The organism is Pseudoalteromonas sp. T1lg65 (genome assembly GCF_051930985.1).
GTDB lineage: Bacteria > Pseudomonadota > Gammaproteobacteria > Enterobacterales > Alteromonadaceae > Pseudoalteromonas.
Window position 1 is genome coordinate 2994309 of the sequence record NZ_CP196837.1, and the last position, 25168, is coordinate 3019476.

The following is a 25168-nucleotide window of genomic DNA, read 5'->3' on the forward strand; positions in this document are numbered from 1 at the left end:
AAGGAGTCAATTATGACTAACAAAAAACAAAGTTCATCAAAGATGGCATCATTGGCTTCGTCTGTACTGACGGACAATGGTTCATCTCAAATTCAAAAAACCTTAGCAGGCTCAGTTCTCAGTCAAGCTGGTACATCTCACCAGACCGGGGCTGAAATGGAAAGCGTGGCGTCGGCAGTATTGCAAAGTGACAAGTACAGCGAGACGACCAAGTCTCTGGCTGCTTCGGTGCTATCACAATCAGATAAAAAACGTTAGCAAGTTAGGGCTGTGCATGCAGCCCTAGATTATTAAGGGTTGTTCAGATGATGGACATTATGTTCACTTTATCAAATTGGTTGTGAGATGAAGTTGGTACTTTCATGAAGGTATAGGAATTTGTTAAATATTAAATGGAGTGTTGTGTGAACTTCCATGAAGCTAAATCAAAAGCGATGTTTAAGAAGATTACAGGGATAATCATAGCATTCCCAGCTATTATATCTACCGCCATTTCTGTGCTAAAAATGTTGTACTTTCGATTGGATGATGGCACAGCATTTGGCGGTGCCATTGCTAAGCCTTTCAAACAATTAGTACAGTTTATTTACGAAAACACAGATATATTAAATCTATTTTGGCAACATTCTCCTACGCCAGATTTGACGGATTTGCCAAATAAACAGAATTTATATTTTTTTGCAGTTTATATATTATTTTTTGTGGGCTTGGCGTATTTTTCTTCGGGGGCACAGTTAAGTCGTCGATTAAGAAAAATGAGACAAAAAATTGAAGATCAATTAATTGAAGAGTCAATTAAAGGGACTGTAAGAAAGAATAGACAACAAATTGAAGAGTCGATCGAGGTACCATCTTCAACTATATTTTCACAATTTCATCAATTGTACGTTGCCCCGTTTGTTACAGCTGTTGCTGGCGCTATAATTTTAAAGTTAGTGGGGGTATAAAACACTAGTAAAAGAATACATGGTTATCGAAGCGCTTTTATCTCGGTAATCTTGGTATTCTATGGCCAGTTTAATTCGGCTGTCATAAAAAGGGAGTTACCACCGTAAACATACAGCCCGTATATTTTGTATCAGTAACATTTGACTATATAAACAAAAAGAGCGCCTTATGGCGCTCTTTTGTATATGATTTACTCTCAAACTTTATTAAAGTTTCAAACTTGCTTTTGTAGTTTCAAACTTCATTCGAAAGTGACATCAACCACCCCTTACTCTGCGTAAGTCTCTACCGCTGGGCATGAGCAAATTAGGTTACGGTCGCCGTATACGTCGTCGATACGGGTTACCGTTGGCCAGAATTTGTCTTTTGCTACGCTTGGTACTGGGAATGCCGCGTAAAAACGGTCGTATGCACGGTCCCACTCATTGCCAAGTACGTCGGCTTGCGTGTGTGGTGCAAATACTAATGGGTTGTTTTCGATTGACCACTCACCTGAAGCGATCTTGTCGATTTCCCCCTTGATAGACACCATGGCTTCGATGAAACGGTCTATTTCTACTTTAGACTCTGATTCCGTTGGCTCAATCATCAATGTGCCCGCTACTGGGAACGACATTGTTGGTGAGTGGAAACCGTAGTCTTGTAGACGCTTAGCGACGTCCATTTCAGTGATGCCAGTTGCTTCTTTAAGCGGACGCAAGTCAACAATACACTCGTGTGCAACACGGTTGTTTTGACCACGGTACAAGATTGGGTAGTGTTCGCTTAACTTTTCAGTTAGGTAGTTTGCGTTCACAATCGCCATTTCTGTCGCTTGCTTTAAGCCTTCGCTGCCCATCATCGCAATGTATGCCCAAGAGATAGGTAGAATTGCCGCAGAACCGTACGGCGCTGCTGAAACCGCACCGTTACCTTCAGTCGTGCCCGCAACGTTGATCACGCTGTGGTTAGGCATAAATGGCGCTAGGTGTGACTTAACACCGATAGGACCAACACCCGGACCACCGCCACCGTGTGGAATACAGAAGGTTTTGTGTAGGTTAAGGTGCGATACGTCTGAGCCAATTGAACCTGGGCTGGTTACACCCACCTGCGCGTTCATATTCGCGCCATCCATGTAAACCTGACCACCGTGTTGGTGAACGATATCACATACTTCTTTGATGGTTTGCTCGTAAACACCGTGTGTAGACGGGTAAGTAACCATGATACAAGAAAGGTTTTCTGATACGTCAGCGGCTTTCGCACGTAGGTCTTCCATATCGATGTTACCGTTCTTATCACAGCCAACCACCACTACTTTCATGCTGGCCATTTGCGCAGAGGCAGGGTTAGTACCGTGCGCTGAGCTTGGGATCAAACAGATGTTACGGTGGCCTTCGCCACGTGACTCATGATATTTACGAATTGCGATAAGACCTGCGTATTCACCTTGTGCACCTGAGTTAGGTTGCAGAGATACTGCATCGTAACCTGTGATGTTTACCAACCAGTCATGCAACTCGTTGATCATCACTTGGTAGCCTTGCGCTTGATCTAATGGGCAGAACGGGTGTAGCTCTGCAAACTCAGGCCAAGTTACTGGGATCATCTCAGCGGTCGCGTTTAGCTTCATGGTACATGAACCTAACGAAATCATTGAGTGGTTAAGCGCTAAGTCTTTATTTTCTAGGCGCTTGATGTAACGCAGCATTTCAGTCTCGCTGTGGTACGAGTTGAAGTTAGGGTGCGTTAAAATTTCGTCATCGCGAACTAGGTTAGCAGGAATCCCTGTGATGTCGTCTTTGCTCACTTGTGCATCTAGTGTATCAACGTCTAGACCGTGGCCTTCGCCAAGGATGATGTCGAACAACTGTGCTACATCTGCACGTGTGGTTGTTTCATTTACAGAAATTGAGTATTCACCCGCGTGGTTTGTTGCAAAGTTAACTTCTGCCGCTAATGCGCGCGCGATTACATCGTCTTTGTTATCAGCAACAACCGTTAGCGTGTCGAACCAAGTGTCGTGCTTAAGCGCAACACCTTTTGCTTTAAGACCAGTAGCTAGAATACTTGCAAAACGGTTAATACGCTGAGCGATTGTTTTAAGGCCTTGTGGACCGTGGTACACCGCGTAGAACGCCGCCATGTTGGCTAGCAATACTTGCGCTGTACAAATGTTTGAGTTGGCTTTTTCACGACGGATGTGCTGCTCACGCGTTTGCATTGCCATGCGTAGTGCATCGTTGCCTAAACGGTCTTTTGATACACCAATGATACGACCCGGAAGTGAACGCTTGTAAGCATCACGTGTTGCAAAGAAAGCAGCGTGAGGACCACCGTAGCCCATCGGCACACCAAAACGCTGTGCAGAACCAAGTACTACATCAGCACCTAGTTTACCTGGCGCTTTAAGTAGCAATAAGCTCATGATGTCGGCAGCAACACAGGCAATCGCCTTTTTGCTTTGTACTTGTGCAATTAAATCTTGTACGTCAACCACTTCACCCGTTGTGCTTGGGTATTGGAACAATGCACCAAAAATGTCGTGGTTTGCAGCGTCGCTTGCTGGACCTACTACTACTTCAAAACCAAACTGCTCTGCGCGTGTTGCCACTACGTCAATAGTTTGCGTGTGTACGTCATCAGCAATAAAGAAGATGTTGGCTTTTTTCGCTTTAGCAACACGCTTAGCTAGCGCCATTGCTTCAGCTGCAGCGGTTGCTTCATCAAGTAGTGATGCTGAAGCTAGGTCTAAACCTGTTAGGTCAATCGTAAGAGTCTGGAAGTTTAGTAATGATTCTAAACGACCTTGCGCAATCTCTGGCTGATATGGAGTGTATGCCGTGTACCAACCTGGGTTTTCAAGTACGTTACGTAGAATGACGTTTGGTACATGTGTTGGGTGGTAACCCTGACCGATGTAAGACTTGAATACCTTGTTTTTACTTGCTACTGATTTTAGGTAGCTCAAGGTTTCAACTTCAGTGCGGCTTTCACCGATCTGTAGGCCTTCTTCAAGACGAATCGAAGCAGGTACAGTTTGACCGATCAGCTCTTCAACACTCGACACTCCAAGAGCACTTAGCATCTCGCTTACCTGTGCTGGGCTTGGCCCGATATGGCGGCGGATAAAATCTTGCTTTTGCTCTAACTGTTCAAGAGATTTGGCGTTTGACATTAGTCCAGGTTCCTATGATCCAAATAAAAATGTGGAATACTACTTCATCTAGTTTGCGACATAAGCGCGAATAGATGCCTCGGTAACGCGCAGTATTCTGAAAACTCAGCGTGTAGGCCTGATAGCGCTACACTTAGAGCAAATCAATTGCTCTAAAAAATGGGGCCTGTTGCCCTTTTAAGTTTGTTTTTGCAGCAGTTTGATTGGCATTGATACAAGGCAGAGCCTGCGTAGCATAGTTATTCTATGTAAGTCAGGCGATAAAGCAGTAGAAATGCCAATCAAGCGCTGCCCTTCGGGTTCACCTGAGTGTACTTTGTTCATTGTTGCTCAACTTTTGCCTAGATTACTAGGCGGCAAGTCGAGCGCCGCGATCAAAACCCACTCAGAAGAACAAAAGTCAAACAACAAAGGGCAACAGACCCAAATAAAAGCCCCTAAAAAGGGGCTTTTATTGAATATCAACAAATTAGTCTTCGTCGATTGAATTTGCGTAGCCTTCTGCGTCTAGCAAGTTGTCTAGCTCAGACTCATCAGAAGCTTTAATTCTAAACAACCAACCATCGTTGTATGGGTCGCTGTTTACTGTTTCAGGAGCATCTTCAAGTTCTTCGTTGATTGCAACGATAGTACCGCTGATTGGTGCGTAGATGTCTGATGCAGCCTTTACTGACTCAGCTACTGCACAGTCTTCACCTGCGTCAACTTCGTCATCAACGTCTGGTAACTCAACGAATACCATATCGCCTAGAAGTTCTTGTGCGTGCTCAGTGATGCCAACAGTGTATGTGCCGTCACCTTCAGCGCGAACCCACTCGTGTGAAGAAGCGTACTTTAACTCGCTAGGAATGTTGCTCATTTTTTTGTTCCTTTGGTCGGTTGTTGTGCCGTGCAACACGACACAGTGTTTATTCTAATTAAATAACTGACTTGCCGTTACGTACGAAGCATGGCTTCACTACTTTAACATCTACCAGCTTTTTGCGCATTTCAACTTGTGCGGTTTCGCCTGTTGAGCGAGGAACACGTGCCAACGCCACACTAAAGCCTAAAGTCGGTGAGAATGTACCAGAAGTGATAACACCTTCGCCACCTTCTACGATAACTTTAGAGCCTGCACGAAGTACACCTTTGCTCTCAAGAACTAAACCAACTAGCTTGTCAGTGCTTTTTTCTGCGCGTTGCTTTTCAATCGCAATACGACCGATAAAGTCACGCTCTACGGGCTCCCACGCGATAGTCCAAGCCATGTTTGCAGCCAATGGAGATACCGTTTCATCCATATCTAAACCGTAAAGGTTCATGCCCGCTTCTAAACGTAGCGTATCACGTGCACCTAGGCCAGCAGGACGAACGCCCGCATCTAATAATTTTTGCCATAGCGCCTGTGCACCATCGTTGTGAACAACGATTTCATAACCTTCTTCACCCGTGTAACCAGTCGTTGCGATAAATAGATCGCCCGCTTGTACACCAAAGAAAGGCTTCATTCCAGCAACGGCCGCTTGCTGCTGCTCGTCTAAGATTGTGGCTGTTTTTGCTTTTGCGTTTGGACCTTGCACCGCAATCATCGCGTACTCTGGACGCTCTGTAACGACAACATCATAATCATCTGCAACCGCGTTGATATGTGCTAAATCTTTTTCACGCGTCGCAGAGTTAACTACCAAGCGATATTGTGTGTCAGTGAAGAAATAGATGATTAAGTCATCGATCACGCCGCCTTGCTCGTTTAACATGCCAGTGTAAAGTGCTTTACCCGGTACGGTTAATTTAGCGACATCGTTAGCAACTAGCTTTCTTAGTAGTGGCTTAGCGTCAGCGCCTTCAACGTCAACGATGGTCATGTGCGAAACGTCAAACATACCTGCGTCCTGACGAACAGCATGGTGCTCTTCAATTTGTGAGCCATAGTTGATAGGCATATCCCAGCCGTGGAAATCAACCATTTTTGCGCCAGCTTCTAAGTGCTTAGCGTGGAGTACTGTTTTAGAAGTCATACATATCCTTCACTGTTTTTTTACTCAGTTATTCTGAGTACCTCGTAAATGAGGCGGTTATGTCACAGCTTAGCTGTGACTGCACGGAATTAAGATACTAGTTTGAATCCTGAGCCAGTTAACGCAGCTTGCCACTTTGCAAGCACCGCTGGTTGGGCGATCAGTTGATACTGCTGCTCATCATCTACCAATAAAGTCGTGATGAAGACATCGCCGCTTTGCTTACCGTAACAGGCATTACTGTCTGAAATACGCAAACCTGGCGTTAGGGTAAAGGCATCCAGTAAATGGGAAAATGCTAGCTCACCACTCACTGTCGCAGCAACAAGATCATCACGACGTACCAGCTCAATGTCAAACTCGCTGTTGTGACTGTCAATCAGTTCAACTAACGCTAATGCAGCGGTTTCTGACACCACAAAGCGATACGCTGTTTCACTAAAATAGTACACCGCGAAGTTTTCGCCAGCTTCAAGTTGCCCTTGTACACCTAACCCCGGCGCCATCAATTTATTGAGATTTAATCCCAATATTTGGCTTAGAAAAGGGGTGCTTTCAAAACCGCTGAAATCTAACACCACCACTGCGTCAGTTGGTGTATAGCTGTTTTGCGCAGGTATCGTACCTTGACGATGTTTGGCAAAGATAATTGAAGCGACACTCATGCGGCTACCTTAATGGATTCTCAATAGCCCAAAGTATATTGATGCGTCCAAGCAACAACAAATTGTATTTATTTATCCATTGATAAATAATACTAATGTGTTTGGCTTTTATAAATTTCATTTCCTTATATGAAAAACTTATCGATAGACGGATTAAGAACCTTAGTTACCGTAGTAGACATGGGCGGCTTTGCTAAAGCAGGTGAACTGCTTGGCCTATCTCAGCCTGCGGTGAGTTTACAAATCAAACGGTTAGAAGAAATGTTGGGCTGTAAGTTATTTAAAAAACAAGGCCAAAGGCAAGTACTTAACCAATATGGTGAGTTGTTACTACCGCTAGCCAAGCAAATGCTGCAACAAAATGATGCAATATTGCAGCAGTTTACCTCTGAGAGCGTTACAGGTCGTGTGCGCTTGGGTATTCCCAGTGAATTTGCTGCGCGCATTTTGCCCTCAATCATTGGGGATTTCGTGTCTTTATACCCGGAGGTCGCTCTAGAGGTTAAGTCTCGCTTAAGCAAACATTTACTTTCTGTTGCACGACAGGATCAATTCGACTTAGTACTGGCTTTAAATGAAGAGCTCAGCTCGTCCAAATACCCAATTTTTATGCAGGACCAATTGGTTTGGGTAGGCGATTTATCGTTAGCACAACAACAAGTAATTACTTTAGTGACGGCACCAGAAGGTTGTATCTATCGTCGCAGAGCAATAGAAGCCTTACAGCAAGCCGGACTGCAATACCGCATTGTTTATAGCAACGCTGACTTAACTGGGCTTACAGCTGCTCTACGGGAAGGTTTAGGCGTCACGGTACTGGCAAAAAGTACCGTCCCCAGTGAGCTGTCCTATCAATCACACACCACGATATTGCCCGAGCTCGGCAACATCGGTATTAGTCTCGTTAAAAATACCCAAGAATCATCACATGCGGTGGACAAACTAGCGGAATTCATTGCCCTGAGATTGGGATAGATAAATAACCTGAACTCGGGATAAGCGATATGTTACAGCGCTACTCTTTTTACGTATTTCAGCGTTGAATTCGCTAGCAATAGCCAGCTATTACATACGAGAATTCGCCTTGAACTACATAAAAAATAGCAGCACCGTATGATTGAACTCTATAGCGTTTTGATTTAATTAATCTTGCCATATCCATTATCCCGAGTTCAGGTTAAATAGTTAACCTCAGCTAAGGTTAGTTGGAAACAAAAAGGCCACGATATCTCGTGGCCCTTGAGTCAGTTTTCAGGCTATGCCCTATTTATGACTTATTACGGTTTTCTTTGGTAAATGCCCTGAGCTTGCGCTTTTGCGACAAGGTCATCTTGTTAGAGCGACCTGCGTAAGGGTTATCACCTTCTCTAAATTCAATTTTGATTGGGGTACCCATAATACTCAACGCTTTACGGTAGTAATTCATCAAGTAACGCTTATAGCTGTCAGGTAGCTCGTGCACCATGTTGCCATGAATAACAATACGTGGCGGGTTGTAACCACCGGCGTGCGCATACTTTAGTTTCACGCGACGACCACGTACCAATGGCGGCTGGTGATCCGCTTGTGCCATATCCATAATACGACGCAACATTGCAGTGCTAACACGTTTAGTTGCAGATTCGTACGCTTCGTCGATAGACTCGAACAAGTGACCCACACCGGTGCCATGTAGCGCACTGATAAAGTGTAAGCGAGCAAAATCCACAAAGCCTAAGCGACGGTCCAGCTCGGTTTTGATCCGATCTTTTACGTAGTCATCCAAACCATCCCACTTGTTTACCGCAATCACTAGTGAACGACCCGCATTTAGTGCAAAACCAAGCAAACTAAGATCTTGATCCGAAATACCTTCACGAGCATCTACAACCAACAGCACCACATTGGCATCTTCGATGGCTTGCAGGGTTTTAATCACCGAGAATTTTTCAACCACATCGCTGACTTTTTTACGCTTACGAACACCAGCGGTGTCGATAAGGACATATTCTTTTTCGTTACGCGTCATCGGGATATAGATTGAGTCACGTGTGGTGCCCGGCATATCATAAACAATAACGCGTTCTTCACCTAAGATACGGTTTGTTAGTGTTGACTTACCTACGTTTGGACGACCGATAATTGCCAACTTAACGGGCTTGTCTTCAAAACCTGTTTTACCGTCTTCGGGGTCTTCATCTGATTCAAGATAGAGCTCAGCAATGGCTTCATCATCGCCTTCCAGCTCTTCTTCCTCTTCAGCAAGCTCCGCAATGACAGGCTGTAAGGTGTGATCTAACAGTTGTGTTACACCACGACCATGTGCCGCTGCGATTTGGTACACATCACCCAGCGCTAACTGATAGAACTCTGCACAATTCGAATCGGCATCAATGCCGTCGGTTTTATTTGCGACCACAAAACACTTTTTCTGCTGCTTACGTAAGTGCTGAGCAATAGCCTGATCTGCCACCGTCATACCGGCGCGTGCATCAACTAGAAACAGGACGATATCCGCTTCTTCAATCGCCAACAGAGACTGTTCGGCCATTTCCGTTTCTATGCCCTCTTCAGAGCCATCGATCCCACCTGTATCGACAACGATAAACTCGTAACCATCATAGTTTGCCTGACCGTATTTACGGTCACGTGTTAATCCTGGAAAATCGGCAACAAGTGCATCACGAGTGCGCGTTAATCGATTAAATAGTGTGGATTTACCCACATTAGGTCGCCCAACAAGAGCGATCACAGGAAGCATAGACTACCTCTTTTAAAAACAACAAAAGGCTTCGCAAAGCGAAGCCCCAGAAAACATATAGTTAAGTATCTGACTACGGGATCTGAACTGCGCTAAGCTCGCCATCTCGCGTATAGGTATATAGTTTGCCATCAACTACGATAGGCTCGATATAAAACCCTGAGCTATCCATTTCAGTGCGTGATACTAATTCACCATTGGCTTTGTTTAGCCAATGTAGATTACCTTCTTGATCGCCAACCACAACGTAATCACCCGCAGCAGTCGGTGCGGTTAAGTACCAGCCGCGTAAACTTGACTGTGTCCAACGTTCAATACCCGTGTTTTTGTCTAGCGCATATAACACGCCGTCACTGTCAACCAAGTAAATAGTGTCTAGGTCTAAGCTTAAATCACGATAGCTGCTGTACTCACGGTCCCAAACAACATTACCGCTGCGCACATCAATAGCGACTAGTTTACCATTATAGGCGATGGAATAGATATACGCGCCGCTAACCAGCGGCTTGGTATCCACATCAACCAAACGTTCAAACTCAGAAGCGCCTTTAGCTAGTGCCACGTCGGTGCTCCATGCAGTGAAACCATTTTCAGCGATAACAGCCGTTAGCTTGCCACTTTCTTCTCCAACTAATACGCCACCGTTGGCACTCGTTGGAGAGCTTAAGCCACGTAAAGTTAGCGCTGGAACTTCTTGCTCGTAACGCCATCTTTCTTCGCCTGTATCTGGGTGCAAAGCAACCAACTTACCAGACCCTAAGTTCACGTATACTAAGCCATCTCCCGCTGCTGGAGCTGAAAGCGCTTCACCAGGAACCGATTTGCGCCAAACTATCTCACCGTTTTCACGGTCAAGTGCGATCACTTCGCCATGCTCTGAGCCAATATATAATTTACCAAAAGCTTGCGTTATACCGCCTGATAACTTTGCACTGTCGCTGTCTTCCCAAGGCCAAAATGCAACATTCTTACGTACATCAACGCGCCATTTTTCTTTGCCTGTTTGGGCATCAAACGCGGTAACCTGGCCTTCTCTGGCTGCAGCATAAATCGTGTCTTGATAAGCCGTCGGCGTCAAACGAGAAAAATAGTGCTCAACACCATCAGCGACACTTTCTTGCCAAACAATGTCAGCTTCAAACTGATTAACAATTTCAGGGAGTTTCAGTTCTTCTTTGTCTTCGTCATTGGACGAACATCCTGTTAGCGCAACAGCACACAGTGCCAGACCTGCCATAGTCAACTTCTTCATGACAACTCCTTAAACCGCGCTGCTAGTAGCTAGGTCATCCAATTTAATCTGTAACAGTGGGTTGTTCTGTGTGCCATTGGCCTCAACTGCACTTTGATAGGCACTTCTGGCTTTGTCTTTATCGCCTTGCGCTAAATAGACATCGCCTTGTATCTCAGAAATTTGCGCTTTAAAAGACTCTGGCATTGGCTTTGCCAATGTAGCTAATGCTTTGTCGTATGCTTTTTGAGCCACTTGAACTCGCGCTAAACGCAGTAATGCAGTCGCTTGTAATTCTGGGTTTTGTACGTTTTCAGCCGCCCAGCTAAGCTTGCTTGCTGCAGTGTCTAAATCGTTTTTTTCTACCGCTTCTTTCGCCGCAACGAAAGCTGCTAGTACAGCGTAGCTTGAGCCACTATGTTCAGAAACTAGTGTTTCGCTTTTTGCCAGAACATCTTCGCTCTCAACCACTTTAGTGAATGCCTCAGATGCGGCTTCTGCAGTGTCAATTTGGTGCTGATTGTAAGCCTTCCAACCGTACAGACCACCTAATCCAATAAATGCACCAATTGCTAAAGAGACACCATTTTCACGGAAAAATCGTTTTATTGCTTCTGCTTGTTGTTCTTCTGTTGAATAAATTTCCATTATTACCTCTTAGCTCACCAACTCAGCCAAAAGCAATTTTGCTTCTGCTAGTGTTAACGTGATTTGTTCTTTCTCTTCACGCAGATATTTTACCGTTACTTTGCCTTGCGCTAACTCATCTTCCCCTAGCACTAGGGCAACTAACGCATCGCTTTTATCTGCACGTTTAAATTGTTTTTTAAAGTTTCCGCCGCCACAGTGAACCATCACTTTCAAGCCTTGGATTTCTTCTCGAAGTTGTTCAGCGATTACTGGCGCTTGAATACTAGCGGTATCACCCATTGCTACAACATACACATCAGCATCACGACGAATTTCGCCAACGCATTCTAACGCTTGTAGCAGCAATACCAAACGTTCCATACCCATCGCAAAACCAACCGCAGGAGTTGGTTTACCGCCTAGTTGCTCAACTAAGCCATCGTAGCGGCCGCCCGCACAGACCGTACCTTGTGCACCTAAGCTGGTCGTTACCCACTCAAATACAGTACGGTTATAGTAATCAAGGCCACGAACCAGCTTTTCATTAACCTGGTATTCGACGCCTGCTGCATCTAAACGTTCACATAAATTTTTAAAATGTTCACGAGACTCTTCATCTAGGTGCTCTGACAGTTTTGGCGCATCAGCCAAGATAGCCTGAACATCAGGGTTTTTACTATCAAGCACACGTAGTGGATTGCTATACATGCGGCGTAGGCTATCTTCGTCCAGCTTGTCTTTATGCTGTTCTAAATACGCAACTAATGCGTCACGATACTCTGCACGAGCTTCATTTGAACCGAGCGAGTTAAGTTCTAACTTGACATGATCCTGAATACCGAATGCCTTCCAAAAACGCGCAGTCATTAAGATCACTTCCGCGTCAATATCCGCAGTCGCGATACCAAATGTTTCTACACCGATTTGGTGAAACTGACGATAACGGCCTTTTTGAGGGCGCTCATGACGGAACATCGGTCCCATGTACCAAAGACGTTGTTCTTGATTATATAGCAAGCCATTTTGATTCGCTGCACGCACACAAACCGCGGTGCCTTCTGGTCTTAAAGTAAGACTATCACCATTGCGATCTTCAAATGTGTACATTTCTTTTTCGACGATATCGGTCACTTCACCGATAGAGCGTTTGAACAGTTCAGTCGACTCAACGATAGGAAAACGAATTTCTTGATAACCAAATGCGCCTACCGTGTCTCTTAATACTGATTCTACTTTCTGCCAGATTTGAGTATCACCTGGCAGGCAATCGTTCATTCCGCGAACTGCCTGAATTTGTTTTGTCACTGAAATTCCTAACTCAAATTTGTAAATGCGTTACACGGCCAATGCCGGAGAAAATCCGGCCATTATACCTTGCTCGGCCAAAACGTAAACGATCTGTTGGCGATCACTCGACGATTTTGACATCAATGGTTTCTTGTTGCTCTTTTTTGGCCACAAAATCTCGGATCTGTTGTTCTAATTGTTCAACTATATTGTCGTTGTCTATCCGCGCTTTTTGACGCTCACCGTTAATATAAAGCCCAGAACGACGATTCGCCCCCGCAAGGCCAATATCGCTGACCAACGCTTCACCAGGTCCATTTACCACACAGCCAATCACGGATACCGACATTGGTACAGTGACATCTTCCAGACGTTCTTCGAGCTGATTCATGGTGTTAACCACATCAAACTCTTGTCTTGAACAACTTGGGCAGGCAATAAAATTAATACCGCGAGAGCGGATACGCAACGATTTGAGAATATCAAAGCCCACTTTGATTTCTTGTACAGGATCAGCGGCGAGTGATACACGCAACGTATCACCAATGCCTTCGGCAAGTAGCATACCTAAACCCACTGCTGATTTAACAGAGCCAGAACGGAAACCACCAGCTTCTGTGATCCCCAAATGTAACGGTTGGTCTATTTCTTTAGCCAGCAGACGATAAGCTCCTACCGCAAGAAACACATCGGAGGCTTTTACTGACACCTTAAATTGGTCAAAGTTATGTCGTTGCAAAATTTCGACATGGCGCATTGCCGATTCGAGTAAGGCTTCAGGTGTCGGTTCACCGTATTTTTCTTGCAAGTCACGTTCAAGTGAACCGCCATTAACCCCAATGCGGATAGGAATATTTTGTTCACCTGCCGCATCAATGACAGCGCGGATTCTATCTTCGCTACCGATGTTACCTGGGTTAATGCGCAAACAATCAGCGCCGTATTTCGCTACTTTCAGAGCAATACGGTAATCAAAATGAATATCCGTTACCAACGGAATATCAACTTGCTCCTTGATGCGCTTAAACGCTTCGGCAGCATCCATCGTTGGTACCGATACGCGAACGATATCCGCTCCAGCATCTTGAATTGCTTTGATCTGTGCAACCGTGGCGTCAATATCCAGCGTATTTGTGTTGGTCATTGATTGCACGGCGATAGGTGCACCATCACCAATGGGCACATTGCCAACGTAAATTCGGGTGGATTTTCTGCGTTTAATAGGAGGCTCTGAAAACATGTAGACTACTCTGTTAACGGTAAATTAAATTTAGCGATACGATTTTTTGGCAGACCAGATAATGACACAGTATTACCATCAAGCTCGACATCCACAACCAATGGATTACCCAATACAACCGAAAACGGGGGTTTACCAGTAACTGTCATCGTGTAACCTGATTTTTTCACGCCAAATGCGATGCGGTCTTCAGTGGCATCAAAAATTTCCACCCAACTGTCATCACGAAAGTGCATTACTATCTGGCTTTCGCCCTTTTTGGTCTGCGGCGGTGATTGTACCACAACTTGTTCTGTTGCTGTTTCCATATTGATGGAATCATTTTGGTATTCTTCAGCCTCTGGTCCGGCTGCTGATTCTGAAGCGCTGGCTTGGTTTGTTGGTGCATCAATAATCACAGGGTTTACTTGCGTTGGTGCTGCGGTTTCCTGAGGTTCTGGTTGAGAATCCTGTACGTCAGGTTGTGCCGCTACCGGCGTATTATTGGTTTGCCAAAACCAAAATGCCGATGAACCTAACACCACTGCGGCAATGATATAACTGACTAACATTAACCGGCTATCATGGGCTTCTTTATGGGTACGTCTCGAGAAACTTTGCATTCTGCGTTTTTGAGTCGGTACCTCGGGCGTTTGGTATAACGCTAATACGTCTTCAGGGTTTAATCCCAGTAACAGGCTGTAGTTACGGATATACCCCTTTACAAACGTTTCTGGGCCAAGACTGAGATAATCATCTTGCTCCAAACGCATAATTTGGCCATGAGTGAGCTTTAACCGAGATTCAATCTCTTCAAAACTTACTCCCTTAGTTTGCCTTGCAGTCGCTAATGTTTGACCCAGTGAGGGTTGTACTTGCTCTGTTTGTTGTTGTTCGTTTGTCTGGCTCATAACATGTAATTATTAGGATCTACTATCAGTAATCCGTGGCCTGGCTTCAGTGCCACGTCCGGGGTTAACTTATTCCATCTCATTAGTTGATCGATCAAAACTCCATATCGATCGGCAATGGTCATTAAAGTATCGCCAGCGCTTATTTCATGCATGATATTGGGTTCTTTAAGATAGATCTTCTGTCCCACATGCAAGCGAGTTGACTCTTTGACCTCATTGTAGCGCATGAGCTCAACAATTTTGACATTGTATTTTACTGAGATACTGAAAAGGTTTTCACCGGCAATAACACGGTGAAATGGTACCTCAGGCTTTGCAATATTTGTGTTCAGTAGCGGCGAAGTATTGTCGCCTTGTTCCCTTTCTTGCTTTACCACGGTATAAGCAGGTGATTGCTCCGTGTTAAAAATAATATCTTGTGCTTCAGGCTCATAAAACTCGACTTCTCCACTTGGCTTGGGACTGCGCTTTTGTGTGTTTGTCTGAGGCTTGGCAATCTGCACAGAAGTTGCGATGCCGATAGTATCCACGGAGGGTGAACGGTCCGTGAATCTGTTTGAATCTGTGGCTTTTTTACGCTTAATTTTTATTTTTGGATTCGCCACTATATAATTTGGTGTCGTGTCTATTAATTGACTTAGCTGGGCTTCGCGTACGCGGTTTCTTAACTGCTCAAACTCACTGCTGGACAGCTCATCTTTTAAAATCAGTGCGGCCTGTGGCGAGTCGGGATAAGTTTGAATCAACGTCGTCGCCAAGTCTTGGGACTTTTGTATGTGACCCATTTGCAAGTGCACCAAATGTTCCAACATTAAACTACGTGCCGAAACAAACCCGCGAGCACTAAAATTAGCTAGTACCTCAAGCGCCGCCAAAAAGTCACTCTTAGCATAATACAGTCCCGCCAGTGTTAACTGCGCAGAACGTCTTTGACCATTGTGCTGAATGGCTGAAATTAAATAATCTTGCGCTAGGCTAAATTGATTTTGCTTGATGGCGCACAGTGCTAAGTTTTCGTAGCTCTGAGCAACGCGCAAGTAACTGGGTACCGCGATTGCTTCCAAAAAGTATTCACTAGCCTTGTCATACTGGCCAATACGGCACAAATAGGTGCCGTAGTTGTTTAAGGTGTCGGGATTTCCTGGCTCGGCTTTTAAGGCTGCTTGATAGGCTTGATCCGCACGCTGCTGCTCACCAACTTGCTCATAGTAATAAGCTAGAGAGTAATGCGCTTCAGCGAGTTCAGGTGCCAGTTGCAATGCCCGTTCAAAATTGAATTTGGCTGAGGTGGTATTCCCCGAACTAAGATATTGTAGTGCAAGGGCAATGCGGGTTTTTGCCGCTTTGGTGTTATTAATTTGCTGCTCTGCCACCGGGCGCCCATCTGAACGATAGCTATTTTCGGTTACGCAGCCACTAAGCAACAGCGCCATTCCTGCACTTAATGATGCAATCAATCCCAATTTACGAACATCTTGCACTCGCAACACCACCCTTTTATGACACTAAATATTCCTGAGCCTTATATTACCCAAAAGGTGAGGAGATTCATCTATTTTTTCAGTTAATACTAAATCATTTACTAGGCTGGACACATAGTTACAAACGTATCCAGCCCGTTACCATTAACCTAAATTAGCATTTACAGCAATCGCATTGTCTTCACGTTGCTTTTTCTTGGCTAAACGCTTGGTTCTGTCAACAACATCCCCGACTAGTTGACCACATGCTGCATCGATATCATCACCACGCGTGCGGCGAACAATACAAGTTAAGCCTGCGGCTTGCAGCACTTTAGAAAAGCGATCAATGCGGCTGTTACTAGAACGGCCATACTCGTTACCTGGGAAGGGGTTAAACGGGATCAAATTAATTTTTGAAGGTGTACCTTTTAGCACTTCAACTAACTCATGGGCATGATCTGTGCTGTCATTGACACCTTGCAGCATTACATATTCAATCGTGACATCTTTGTTGGCTTTAGAACCGTCGATGTAACGACGACACGCAGCTAGAAATTCTTCAATTGGGTATTTTTTATTGATTGGCACTAACTCGTCACGCAATGGGTTATTTGGCGCATGTAATGAAATAGCCAATGCGACATCGATTTTTTCTTTCAAGATATCAAGCGCAGGCACCACACCAGAAGTACTCAGTGTTACTCGGCGTTTTGACAAACCAAATGCCCAATCGTCCATCATCAATTCCATTGCTGGAACGACATTGTTGAGGTTAAGTAGCGGCTCACCCATTCCCATCATCACCACGTTAGTGATCGGGCGCTTAGTGCTATCACCTTGATGTAAGCCAATGTCTGTCGCTACACGCCATACCTGACCGATGATTTCAGAAACCTTTAGATTACGATTAAAGCCCTGCTGAGCCGTTGAACAGAAAGTACATTCCAATGCGCAACCAACCTGAGAAGAAACACACAAAGTTGCTCGGTCTTTTTCAGGGATCCAGACGGTTTCTACTTCTTGACCACCCTCAAGTAATAAAGCGTATTTGATTGTGCCGTCAGAGGCTTCTTGTTTGACTGAAATTTCAGGCGCTTTGATTTCACATTCGGCCTGTAAGCGAGCTCGAAGTTTTTTGTTTAAATTGCTCATGTCGTCGAAATTGTCGACACCAAAGTGATAAATCCACTTCATCACCTGATCGGCACGAAATGGCTTTTCGCCATAGGAAGCAAATAATTCACGCATCCCTTCGCGATTTAGATCAAGTAAGTTAATTTTCTTTTCAGCAGTGGACATGCAACAACCTCAGTTCAACACGATAACAAAAAACAGCCAGCGCGACATTGTATAAAAAACACACAAAAATAACAAATCAGCGCAAGCACTCTCGCTACTTTCAACACCACTAACATGGTCAAACGCAAAAGTAGCGCTGATACGCTTTGCTAAACACGGTTGTTTAGCAAAGCATACAGCCAAAAACTGGGACGAAAAAAGGGCTCGAAAGCCCTTCTTTCAGCTACTCACAACTCGAAATTAACGAGTACGTGGGCAGATTTCTTCTTCAGCGAAGAAGTAAGCGATTTCGCGAGCTGCAGACTCAGGCGCGTCAGAACCGTGTACCGCGTTCTCGTCGATGCTATCAGCATAGTCAGCGCGAAGTGTGCCAGCTAGTGCTTCAGCAGGGTTAGTAGCACCCATGATTTCACGGTTTTTACGGATTGCATCTTCACCTTCAAGAACCTGAACCATTACTGGGCCAGAAGTCATGAATTCAACTAGTGCACCAAAGAAAGGACGCTCTTTATGCTCTGCATAAAAGCCTTCTGCTTTCTCTTTTGAAAGGTGAACCATTTTAGATGCTACGATCTTAAGACCAGCAGACTCGAAACGGTTGTAGATTGCACCGATGTGGTTTTTAGCTACCGCATCAGGCTTAACGATTGAAAAAGTGCGCTCTAAAGCCATCTTTTTTGCTCCAAAATATTTTGTGAATATTGACGGGCGCGAATTATACGTGGTTTGGCTGAAAAAACCTACTATCTCACACCGCTTTATTGCCAGAAGAAAGCAATTTTTTCTGTAAAGCAATACCATCCAAGTACCTAATGCCATACAAACTCATGAAAACTGATCTAAATCAAAAAAGTCGCACGAGTATTTTTTTATACTGCGCCGCTTTTTAATTCTTGCCATTTACGTGGCATTCAACTCAACAGCTGACCAGTAATCAGTTCGATGTATGAGGAAAACCATGTTTGTACCAGAACTTCTCTCTCCTGCCGGTAGTTTAAAAAATATGCGTTACGCTTTTGCGTACGGAGCAGATGCCGTTTATGCCGGACAACCAAGATATAGCCTTCGCGTTCGTAACAACGAGTTTGACCTAGATAACTTAGCGCTTGGTATTAACGAAGCCCACCAGCTAAATAAAAAACTTTATGTGGTATCAAATATCGCACCACACAACAGTAAAGTTAAAACCTATTTGCGTGATATCGAGCCAGTTATTGCAATGCAACCAGATGCACTGATCATGTCAGATCCCGGTTTAATTATGCTGGTTCGTGAAAAGTGGCCAGACATGCCGATTCATTTGTCTGTTCAAGCCAATGCTGTTAACTACGCGAGTGTACAGTTTTGGGCGAAACAGGGTATCGAGCGGGTTATTTTATCTCGCGAGTTGTCATTACAGGAAATTGAAGAAATTCGCACGCTTTGCCCAGAAACGGAGTTAGAAGTATTTGTCCACGGTGCATTATGCATGGCGTATTCTGGGCGCTGTTTGCTTTCTGGCTACATCAACAAACGCGATCCCAACCAAGGCACCTGTACCAACGCTTGCCGCTGGGAATACGATGTTAAGCCTGGTAAAGAAACTGAAACTGGCGATGTAGTACACAAAATCGATCCCAATGCCGTGCTCCCAACGCTCGGTGAAGGTGCCCCGACCAATGAAGTCTTTATGCTAGAAGAACAAGGTCGCCCTGGTGAATATATGCCGGCATTTGAAGATGAACACGGCACTTATATCATGAATTCTAAAGACTTACGCGCCGTTCAATATGTTGACCAATTGACGCGCATGGGCGTACATAGTTTGAAAATTGAGGGCCGTACCAAGTCTTTTTACTATGTTGCACGTACCGCACAAGTTTACCGAAAAGCCATTGATGATGCCGTGGCAGGTAAACCATTTGACCCGAGTTTAATGAAAACGTTAGAAAATCTAGCCCATCGAGGCTACACCGAGGGATTTTTAAAGCGCCATGCCCATCAAGACTATCAAAATTACGACTATGGTCACTCCATTTCAGAACAACAACAGTTTGTTGGTGAAGTTTTGGGTCGTTGTGACAATGGTTTGGTCGAAATTGATGTGAAAAATAAGTTCTGCACCGGTCACAGTCTCGAATTAATGACACCCAAAGGTAATATCCACTTCAACTTAGAGCACATGGAAAATAAAAAAGGCGAATCGATTGATGATGCCAAGGGTTCTGGGCATATCGTCAAGATTCCGCTACCGGAAGACATTGACCTCAACCACGCTATCTTGATGCGCAACCTCGGGCAAAACGAAGACACGCGTAACCCATTTAAAAAGGCTTAACGATGGCGCTCCTTATCACGGATAAATGCATCAATTGTGATATGTGCGACCCCGAGTGTCCTAATCAAGCAATTTATATGGGAGAAAAGGTTTATCAAATCGACCCAGATAAATGCACTGAATGTGTGGGCCACTACGACAGCCCAACTTGTGTTAGTGTGTGTCCAATTGACTGCATCAAACCCGATCCTGACCACCAAGAAAGCTTAGACACTCTAGCCGAAAAGTATCTCAACTTGACGGGTCAGTGATAACTGTAAATGATCAATGACTGACTCGTTTAGCCATTGATCATTCCTCCTACCTTATTCGTATCTATAGCACTGCACTTTTGTGTTTTTGTGCCACACTTTGGCCTACAGGCTTTGTAATCTAATAGCCTAATTGGTTGATAAAATAATGGAATTTGAAATCAGGAACACCGAGGAGGTAAACGATGAACGTGTGTGAGCAATGTGATTGTTTTAAAAGCCATGACTTTGATATTGTCATGGCATTTCAACCCATCGTAGATATCACAACAGGCAAGGTCCACTGTTACGAAGCGCTGGTCAGAGGGAAAAATGGCGAAGGTGCGGGGCAAGTGCTCAGTCGGGTAAATGAAGACAATAAATACGCATTTGACCAATTGTGCCGTATTACGGCTATCGAAACCTTGTCGAAACTTAGCAATTCGGCAAAAGTGAGTATTAACTTTATGCCAAATGCCATTTACGACCCACAAACTTGTTTAGCCAGAACATTAAAAGCAGCTGAAAAATATGGTGTCGATAAAAGCCGTATCACGTTTGAAGTTACCGAGCATGAAAAAGTCAACAATCACAAGAAGTTACTAGATATTTTTGAGACTTATTCAAGAAATGGTTTTAGCACCGCTATCGATGATTTTGGTGAAGGGTTTGCCGGACTTAATTTATTGTCCAAATTTCAGCCAGATATACTAAAATTAGACATGTCGCTGATCCAAGGAGTAGCTGAAGACACTGCTAAGCAAGCGATTGTAGAAGGCGTAAAGCTCATGGCAGATAAGCTCAGCATTAGATTGGTCGCAGAAGGAATCGAAACCCTCGCAGATTATCAGTTTCTAAAATCGTGTGGAATTACCCTGATGCAGGGATATTTGTTCGCCGCCCCGCAAATCGAAACACTGCCCGAGGTTTCACTACCAATACAATAAAGTCACTCGCCAATAAGGGTTGTTTATGGAGTTGAACACGATTAAATCTTTTTTCCACAACGCATATATGCCCCATGGCCATTGCTACTTGTGGCAACCCCACATTTTGTGGACAAATGTGTTATCCGATTTACTAATCGCGGCATCTTACTTTTCTATTCCCTTGGCTATTATGATTTACGCCAAAAAGCGGCCAGATGTTGGTCGTAACTGGCTATTTGTTTTGTTTTCAAGCTTTATTTTGTTATGCGGTATTACCCACGTTATCGGTGTTTACACCGTCTGGAATGGCGCCTATGGCATACATGGTATTACCAAAGCCCTGACGGCTCTGATTTCTATGATCACCGCGGTATATTTATTTAGGCTGATCCCCAGTGCTATTTCCATTCCGACTCCCAATCAATACCTTGGCGTCAGCGCTCAATTAAAAAAGGTCACTGATGAAAAGTCACAACTTCACCATCAGCTGAACGAACACAAAATCACTGAATTCATGTTAGATGCGCTGCCAACCAGCGCATTACTGTTAGACCAATTGCTGAGTGTTAGAAAATGCAACACTTACTTTTACCAAGAGCTAGGCTATCAACATGCTGAAGAATTAATCAGCATACGCCTACACGATATCGTTACCTTGGACGATCCTTTTGATAGCTTAGAATCCATTAGCCAGTCTTTGTTGCTACAGAAAGACTTCAGCAAAGAAGCTCTCTGCCATGTCACACACCGTAGCGGTAAAAAAATCCCCATGGAAATGCGCCTGATCCAAGAGCAATACGAAGGCCAGAACTTCATTATCGCGGTGTTTAATAACCTTTCTTCATTGAAGCGTACCGAACAGGCTTTAGCCGATTCCAATGCCAGAATGCAAAGAGCAATCGGTGCCACAGAGGATGGGATCTGGGAATGGAACCCTAATGATAATACGGTGACTTACTCATCTCGCTTGAAAACCATGATAGGGAAAAAAGAAGAGGATGATGTTAGTTTTGACGATTGGGTTGAGCATATTCACCCAGACTTTCGTTCCAGAGTGCAAGCCGCTATTGAAGAGCATTTTAAAACCAAGAAGAAATATCACGTTGAGTATTTAGGACTAAATCGACAAGGCCAATACTCTTGGTTTTCTGCTATTGGTGACTCTCAATTTTCGGCTGATGGTGAGCCTGAGTTAGTGTCAGGAGCGCTGAGAAATATCAATCCAACCAAAACGCTTGAAACTCAAGTTGCTGAAAAGAGTGATATTCTAAACGCTATCTATGATGGCTCCAGTCAAGCTATTTGGTTGCTTCAGGTTGAACCTAAAAATCAATTTCGCTTTCTTGAATTTAATAAACTCGCGTGTGAACGCACAGGCGTTCAACTTAGCGACATTATTGGCAAGACACTTACCGATTTGAAAGGCAGTGTTTTTCCCTCTGAAATTATTGCTCGCTTAGAAAAAAATTACCGGCTGTGTGTCGAATTAGGGAAGCCTGTTGATTATACAGAGATGTTGCCTTACCAAGATACTGAATGTTGGTATCAAACAACGTTATACCCTCTGAAAACTAGCAGTGGAGTTATCAACAAAATTGTTGGTATTGCGATTGATATTACTGCAAGAAAAAAAGCCGAAGCTGAACTGGAGAAAAATCAAAAATTTCTGCAACGTATCATCGACTCAGCAGTTTGCGGGCTTTATCTCTATGACATTAAAGAGCAGGTAAATACCCGTATCAACAAACGCTACACCCAGCTGCTGGGTTACACTATTGATGATGTTAATCAGCAAAGCTTTGAACAATGCTATCATCCCAGTGAACACCTATTAGTTAAAGAGCACTTGGAAGAAGTACGCACAAGCCAAGATGGCGCTTTAATCCCTCTTAAGTATCGTTTTCGTCACGCCGATGGTCATTGGATATGGTGCTACTCGGTTGATACCGTGATTACGCGCTATGGAGATGGCTCTCCTAAATTAATCCTCGGTACTTTTGTCGATATTACTGAGCAAACAGAGCTGCTAATAGAGTTGCAGGAGTCTAACGCGCATTTAGAGCATTTTGCGTATATTGCCTCCCATGATTTACAAGAACCACTGCGCAAAATTACGGTCTTTGCCGATAGCTTAGCCAGCCGAATAACACCTGAATTTACAGGTTATCAGGATGCACAATATGAGGCGAGTCGCTTAGTTGATGCCAGTCAGCGTATGCGAACCATGATCCAAGATTTACTTAAATTATCTAGACTACATTCATACGAATTAAAACGACAAGACACACCACTGAATATGATAGTGGAAAATGCTTGTGAACAACTCAGCTTAAGTATTGAAGAACATAAGGTTAAAGTACTTATAGAAAATGGAGAACAACCGTTACCATTGGACCCTTCATTGTTTGTCCAAGTCTTCCAAAACTTAATTAGCAATACCATAAAATTCCGCCAACAAGATATTTCACCAATCATTAGGATTAACGTTAAAACGAGTTCAGAGTCACAAATGATTATCTATTCAGATAATAGTATTGGTATCCCTGAAGAACACCGAAACCTCGTTTTCGAACCCTTTACCCGCTTAAACCAAAGTAGCCAATCTGGCAGTGGTATTGGATTAGCGCTATGTCGTCAGATAGTAAAACTACATCAAGGCAAAATAAGTTGTGTGGACTGCAACGAGGGTGCTAAATTTGAAATAACGATCCCAACAAAAGGTAAAACAAATGGAACTGATATTAGTAGAGGATGATCCTGACGATGTTTACTTTTTTAGACGGGCTTTTGAAACTCTGCCTAATGCCCCTGAATTAGAGGTGTTTTCTAACGGCAAAAAGTTACTGGAACATATAAATACCACACCAACGCAAAATATGGTCGTCTTGCTTGATTTGAATATGCCTGAAATGAACGGCTTTGAGGTGATGCGCCAGTTGCAAAAACAGGATCAAATCCAAACCCTAACGATTATTTGCTATACCACGTCAACGCACCCAAACGATATACGCACGGCTTATAAGTTAGGTGCCAAGTCATACTTAACCAAACCATCGCGCTTACAAGAGCTTTCTTCTTTACTAGAAACGCTTAAGCGGTATTGGTTTGATTACAACCACATTGCTCAGGAGCGACAATGAATACTTGGCTTATATACTTGCTAGAAGACAACGATGAAGACGCTTATATCGTCAAACAGGTGTTAGATAAATATGAAGGAAGGCAAAAGTTTAAAGTGAAACACTTCAAAACCATCGCCAACCTGAAAACAGCCATTGATACAGTCAAACCAGAGGCGATTCTTATCGATTTAAATTTGCCTGAAAGTGGGGGATTATCGACTTTAACCAAAGTGACACACTTAACCAAATCTTCTCCGATTATCGTATTAACGGGTATTTCCGACAATATCTACGGTGAAAAAGCCATTCAACTTGGTGCACAGGACTACATACCTAAACACGAGATCAGTACTCCACTACTGAGTCGCACCATCACGTTTTCAAAGGAACGCTTTGAACTACAACGTAACTTAGAGAATTTAGTCGTGATGGACAATCTGACTATGCTGCATAATCGCGGCGCATTTGATGACGAATTAGAAAAAGCAGTCTCCGATTATGAAAGGTATGGTAATGGTTTTTCTTTGCTATTCATCGATTTAGATAACTTCAAACCAGTGAACGATCAACTCGGCCATCAAGCAGGCGATCAGTTACTTAGGATTCTTGCCGCAAAACTAAAAATGTACAAACGAGCATCTGACTTTGTTGCTCGTTATGGTGGTGACGAGTTTGTGGTTATTGCCCCTCGTTTGGTTGATAAAAGTCAATTAGCTCGACTTGCTCAACACAAATACTCGCTGTTATCGGATACTTATTGCTTACAAGATGAACAAGGAGATTTAAAAGAGATTCACTTAGATTTGAGTATTGGTGGTGTGGTATTTCCTGATGATGCTGTCAGTGCAAATGAGTTGATAGCAAAGGCAGACAAAGCGATGTATCAAGCCAAAAGCAACAACTTACCATACGTAATCCTAAACAGTATCCCTAAAGAAAAAGAGACACCAAAAACATCTACCTTAATAAACAGCAGCAAAGGTCTATTAAGGTAGGGGGCCGTAAACTCAAAGC

General features: G+C 43.9%; 22 protein-coding genes. 9 read left to right on the top strand and 13 right to left on the bottom strand.

Annotated features, from left to right (window positions below):
- The first annotated feature begins 12 nt into the window (after window positions 1-12).
- Window positions 13-258, top strand: a complete 246-nt coding sequence (locus tag ACSLBF_RS13205) for a hypothetical protein (RefSeq protein WP_233999222.1) — start codon at window positions 13-15, stop codon at window positions 256-258.
- Window positions 259-404: 146 nt separating this feature from the next.
- Entirely contained in the window at window positions 405-947 is a 543-nt protein-coding gene (locus ACSLBF_RS13210; RefSeq protein ID WP_440053836.1) for a YniB family protein, read from the top strand.
- 269 nt (window positions 948-1216) lie between these two features.
- Here the strand turns inward: ACSLBF_RS13210 and gcvP are convergent, their stop codons facing one another.
- The 4 genes from gcvP to ACSLBF_RS13230 form a co-directional block, all read right to left on the bottom strand.
- On the bottom strand, window positions 1217-4108 hold the full coding sequence (gene gcvP, locus ACSLBF_RS13215) for an aminomethyl-transferring glycine dehydrogenase (RefSeq protein ID WP_440053837.1): 2892 nt from the start codon (window positions 4106-4108) through the stop codon (window positions 1217-1219).
- A gap of 469 nt (window positions 4109-4577) precedes the next feature.
- Window positions 4578-4967: a glycine cleavage system protein GcvH gene (gene gcvH / locus ACSLBF_RS13220; protein ID WP_440053838.1), complete on the bottom strand. Its 390-nt coding sequence runs from the start codon at window positions 4965-4967 to the stop codon at window positions 4578-4580.
- A gap of 58 nt (window positions 4968-5025) precedes the next feature.
- The gene (gcvT, locus tag ACSLBF_RS13225) at window positions 5026-6108 is read right to left on the bottom strand and encodes a glycine cleavage system aminomethyltransferase GcvT (protein ID WP_440053839.1); all 1083 of its coding nucleotides are present in this window, start codon (window positions 6106-6108) and stop codon (window positions 5026-5028) included.
- A gap of 89 nt (window positions 6109-6197) precedes the next feature.
- Window positions 6198-6773, bottom strand: coding sequence for a hypothetical protein (locus ACSLBF_RS13230; RefSeq protein WP_440053840.1), 576 nt, complete (start codon window positions 6771-6773; stop codon window positions 6198-6200).
- Between the two features lie 129 nt (window positions 6774-6902).
- On the opposite strand from ACSLBF_RS13230, the gene ACSLBF_RS13235 reads away from it, so the two are divergent.
- Window positions 6903-7748, top strand: coding sequence for a LysR family transcriptional regulator (locus ACSLBF_RS13235; RefSeq protein ID WP_440053841.1), 846 nt, complete (start codon window positions 6903-6905; stop codon window positions 7746-7748).
- A 292-nt stretch (window positions 7749-8040) separates the two neighbouring features.
- Here the strand turns inward: ACSLBF_RS13235 and der are convergent, their stop codons facing one another.
- From der to ndk, 9 genes are all read right to left on the bottom strand, one after another.
- On the bottom strand, window positions 8041-9513 hold the full coding sequence (gene der, locus ACSLBF_RS13240) for a ribosome biogenesis GTPase Der (RefSeq protein WP_440053842.1): 1473 nt from the start codon (window positions 9511-9513) through the stop codon (window positions 8041-8043).
- 73 nt (window positions 9514-9586) lie between these two features.
- Entirely contained in the window at window positions 9587-10765 is a 1179-nt protein-coding gene (gene bamB / locus ACSLBF_RS13245; protein ID WP_440053843.1) for an outer membrane protein assembly factor BamB, read from the bottom strand.
- Window positions 10766-10774: 9 nt separating this feature from the next.
- Window positions 10775-11392 carry a YfgM family protein gene (locus ACSLBF_RS13250; RefSeq protein ID WP_440053844.1) on the bottom strand — a complete coding sequence of 206 codons (618 nt, stop codon included), beginning with the start codon at window positions 11390-11392 and terminating at the stop codon, window positions 10775-10777.
- A 9-nt stretch (window positions 11393-11401) separates the two neighbouring features.
- Window positions 11402-12679 (bottom strand): histidine--tRNA ligase, encoded by a 1278-nt coding sequence (gene hisS / locus ACSLBF_RS13255; RefSeq protein WP_440053845.1) that lies wholly within the window; start codon window positions 12677-12679, stop codon window positions 11402-11404.
- 103 nt (window positions 12680-12782) lie between these two features.
- Window positions 12783-13901 (bottom strand): flavodoxin-dependent (E)-4-hydroxy-3-methylbut-2-enyl-diphosphate synthase, encoded by a 1119-nt coding sequence (gene ispG / locus ACSLBF_RS13260; protein ID WP_440053846.1) that lies wholly within the window; start codon window positions 13899-13901, stop codon window positions 12783-12785.
- Between the two features lie 5 nt (window positions 13902-13906).
- Window positions 13907-14791, bottom strand: a complete 885-nt coding sequence (locus tag ACSLBF_RS13265) for a RodZ domain-containing protein (protein ID WP_440053847.1) — start codon at window positions 14789-14791, stop codon at window positions 13907-13909.
- Window positions 14788-16227, bottom strand: a complete 1440-nt coding sequence (gene pilW / locus ACSLBF_RS13270) for a type IV pilus biogenesis/stability protein PilW (protein ID WP_440056238.1) — start codon at window positions 16225-16227, stop codon at window positions 14788-14790. Before pilW ends, ACSLBF_RS13265 begins: the two co-directional genes overlap by 4 nt.
- Before the next feature lie 192 nt (window positions 16228-16419).
- Window positions 16420-17556, bottom strand: a complete 1137-nt coding sequence (locus ACSLBF_RS13275) for a bifunctional tRNA (adenosine(37)-C2)-methyltransferase TrmG/ribosomal RNA large subunit methyltransferase RlmN (RefSeq protein ID WP_440053848.1) — start codon at window positions 17554-17556, stop codon at window positions 16420-16422.
- A 240-nt stretch (window positions 17557-17796) separates the two neighbouring features.
- Window positions 17797-18228 carry a nucleoside-diphosphate kinase gene (ndk, locus tag ACSLBF_RS13280; RefSeq protein WP_440053849.1) on the bottom strand — a complete coding sequence of 144 codons (432 nt, stop codon included), beginning with the start codon at window positions 18226-18228 and terminating at the stop codon, window positions 17797-17799.
- Window positions 18229-18514: 286 nt separating this feature from the next.
- On the opposite strand from ndk, the gene trhP reads away from it, so the two are divergent.
- The 6 genes from trhP to ACSLBF_RS13310 all read left to right on the top strand — a co-directional run bounded on the left by trhP (window position 18515) and on the right by ACSLBF_RS13310 (window position 25149).
- Complete coding sequence (gene trhP, locus ACSLBF_RS13285; RefSeq protein WP_440053850.1) at window positions 18515-19873, top strand: prephenate-dependent tRNA uridine(34) hydroxylase TrhP; 1359 nt, start codon at window positions 18515-18517, stop codon at window positions 19871-19873.
- A 2-nt stretch (window positions 19874-19875) separates the two neighbouring features.
- A complete protein-coding gene (locus ACSLBF_RS13290; protein ID WP_440053851.1) occupies window positions 19876-20124 on the top strand; it encodes a YfhL family 4Fe-4S dicluster ferredoxin in 249 nt (82 codons plus the stop codon).
- 185 nt (window positions 20125-20309) lie between these two features.
- Window positions 20310-21050, top strand: a complete 741-nt coding sequence (locus ACSLBF_RS13295) for an EAL domain-containing protein (protein WP_440053852.1) — start codon at window positions 20310-20312, stop codon at window positions 21048-21050.
- A 25-nt stretch (window positions 21051-21075) separates the two neighbouring features.
- Window positions 21076-23787, top strand: coding sequence for a PAS domain S-box protein (locus ACSLBF_RS13300; protein ID WP_440053853.1), 2712 nt, complete (start codon window positions 21076-21078; stop codon window positions 23785-23787).
- Complete coding sequence (locus tag ACSLBF_RS13305; protein WP_440053854.1) at window positions 23762-24172, top strand: response regulator; 411 nt, start codon at window positions 23762-23764, stop codon at window positions 24170-24172. Before ACSLBF_RS13300 ends, ACSLBF_RS13305 begins: the two co-directional genes overlap by 26 nt.
- A complete protein-coding gene (locus ACSLBF_RS13310; RefSeq protein ID WP_440053855.1) occupies window positions 24169-25149 on the top strand; it encodes a diguanylate cyclase in 981 nt (326 codons plus the stop codon). Before ACSLBF_RS13305 ends, ACSLBF_RS13310 begins: the two co-directional genes overlap by 4 nt.
- Window positions 25150-25168: the final 19 nt, after the last annotated feature.

Coding starts and splice junctions, on each gene's coding strand:
- trhP (WP_440053850.1), top strand. CDS start 18,515: ATGTTTGTACCAGAACTTCTCTCTCCTGCCGGTAGTTTAAAAAATATG.
- gcvH (WP_440053838.1), bottom strand. CDS start 4,967: ATGAGCAACATTCCTAGCGAGTTAAAGTACGCTTCTTCACACGAGTGG.
- ACSLBF_RS13295 (WP_440053852.1), top strand. CDS start 20,310: ATGAACGTGTGTGAGCAATGTGATTGTTTTAAAAGCCATGACTTTGAT.
- ACSLBF_RS13290 (WP_440053851.1), top strand. CDS start 19,876: ATGGCGCTCCTTATCACGGATAAATGCATCAATTGTGATATGTGCGAC.
- gcvT (WP_440053839.1), bottom strand. CDS start 6,108: ATGACTTCTAAAACAGTACTCCACGCTAAGCACTTAGAAGCTGGCGCA.
- ispG (WP_440053846.1), bottom strand. CDS start 13,901: ATGTTTTCAGAGCCTCCTATTAAACGCAGAAAATCCACCCGAATTTAC.
- bamB (WP_440053843.1), bottom strand. CDS start 10,765: ATGAAGAAGTTGACTATGGCAGGTCTGGCACTGTGTGCTGTTGCGCTA.
- ACSLBF_RS13305 (WP_440053854.1), top strand. CDS start 23,762: ATGGAACTGATATTAGTAGAGGATGATCCTGACGATGTTTACTTTTTT.
- ACSLBF_RS13205 (WP_233999222.1), top strand. CDS start 13: ATGACTAACAAAAAACAAAGTTCATCAAAGATGGCATCATTGGCTTCG.
- ACSLBF_RS13230 (WP_440053840.1), bottom strand. CDS start 6,773: ATGAGTGTCGCTTCAATTATCTTTGCCAAACATCGTCAAGGTACGATA.
- ACSLBF_RS13300 (WP_440053853.1), top strand. CDS start 21,076: ATGGAGTTGAACACGATTAAATCTTTTTTCCACAACGCATATATGCCC.
- gcvP (WP_440053837.1), bottom strand. CDS start 4,108: ATGTCAAACGCCAAATCTCTTGAACAGTTAGAGCAAAAGCAAGATTTT.
- pilW (WP_440056238.1), bottom strand. CDS start 16,227: ATGGCGCTGTTGCTTAGTGGCTGCGTAACCGAAAATAGCTATCGTTCA.
- ACSLBF_RS13235 (WP_440053841.1), top strand. CDS start 6,903: ATGAAAAACTTATCGATAGACGGATTAAGAACCTTAGTTACCGTAGTA.
- ACSLBF_RS13310 (WP_440053855.1), top strand. CDS start 24,169: ATGAATACTTGGCTTATATACTTGCTAGAAGACAACGATGAAGACGCT.
- ACSLBF_RS13265 (WP_440053847.1), bottom strand. CDS start 14,791: ATGAGCCAGACAAACGAACAACAACAAACAGAGCAAGTACAACCCTCA.
- ndk (WP_440053849.1), bottom strand. CDS start 18,228: ATGGCTTTAGAGCGCACTTTTTCAATCGTTAAGCCTGATGCGGTAGCT.
- der (WP_440053842.1), bottom strand. CDS start 9,513: ATGCTTCCTGTGATCGCTCTTGTTGGGCGACCTAATGTGGGTAAATCC.
- ACSLBF_RS13275 (WP_440053848.1), bottom strand. CDS start 17,556: ATGTCCACTGCTGAAAAGAAAATTAACTTACTTGATCTAAATCGCGAA.
- ACSLBF_RS13250 (WP_440053844.1), bottom strand. CDS start 11,392: ATGGAAATTTATTCAACAGAAGAACAACAAGCAGAAGCAATAAAACGA.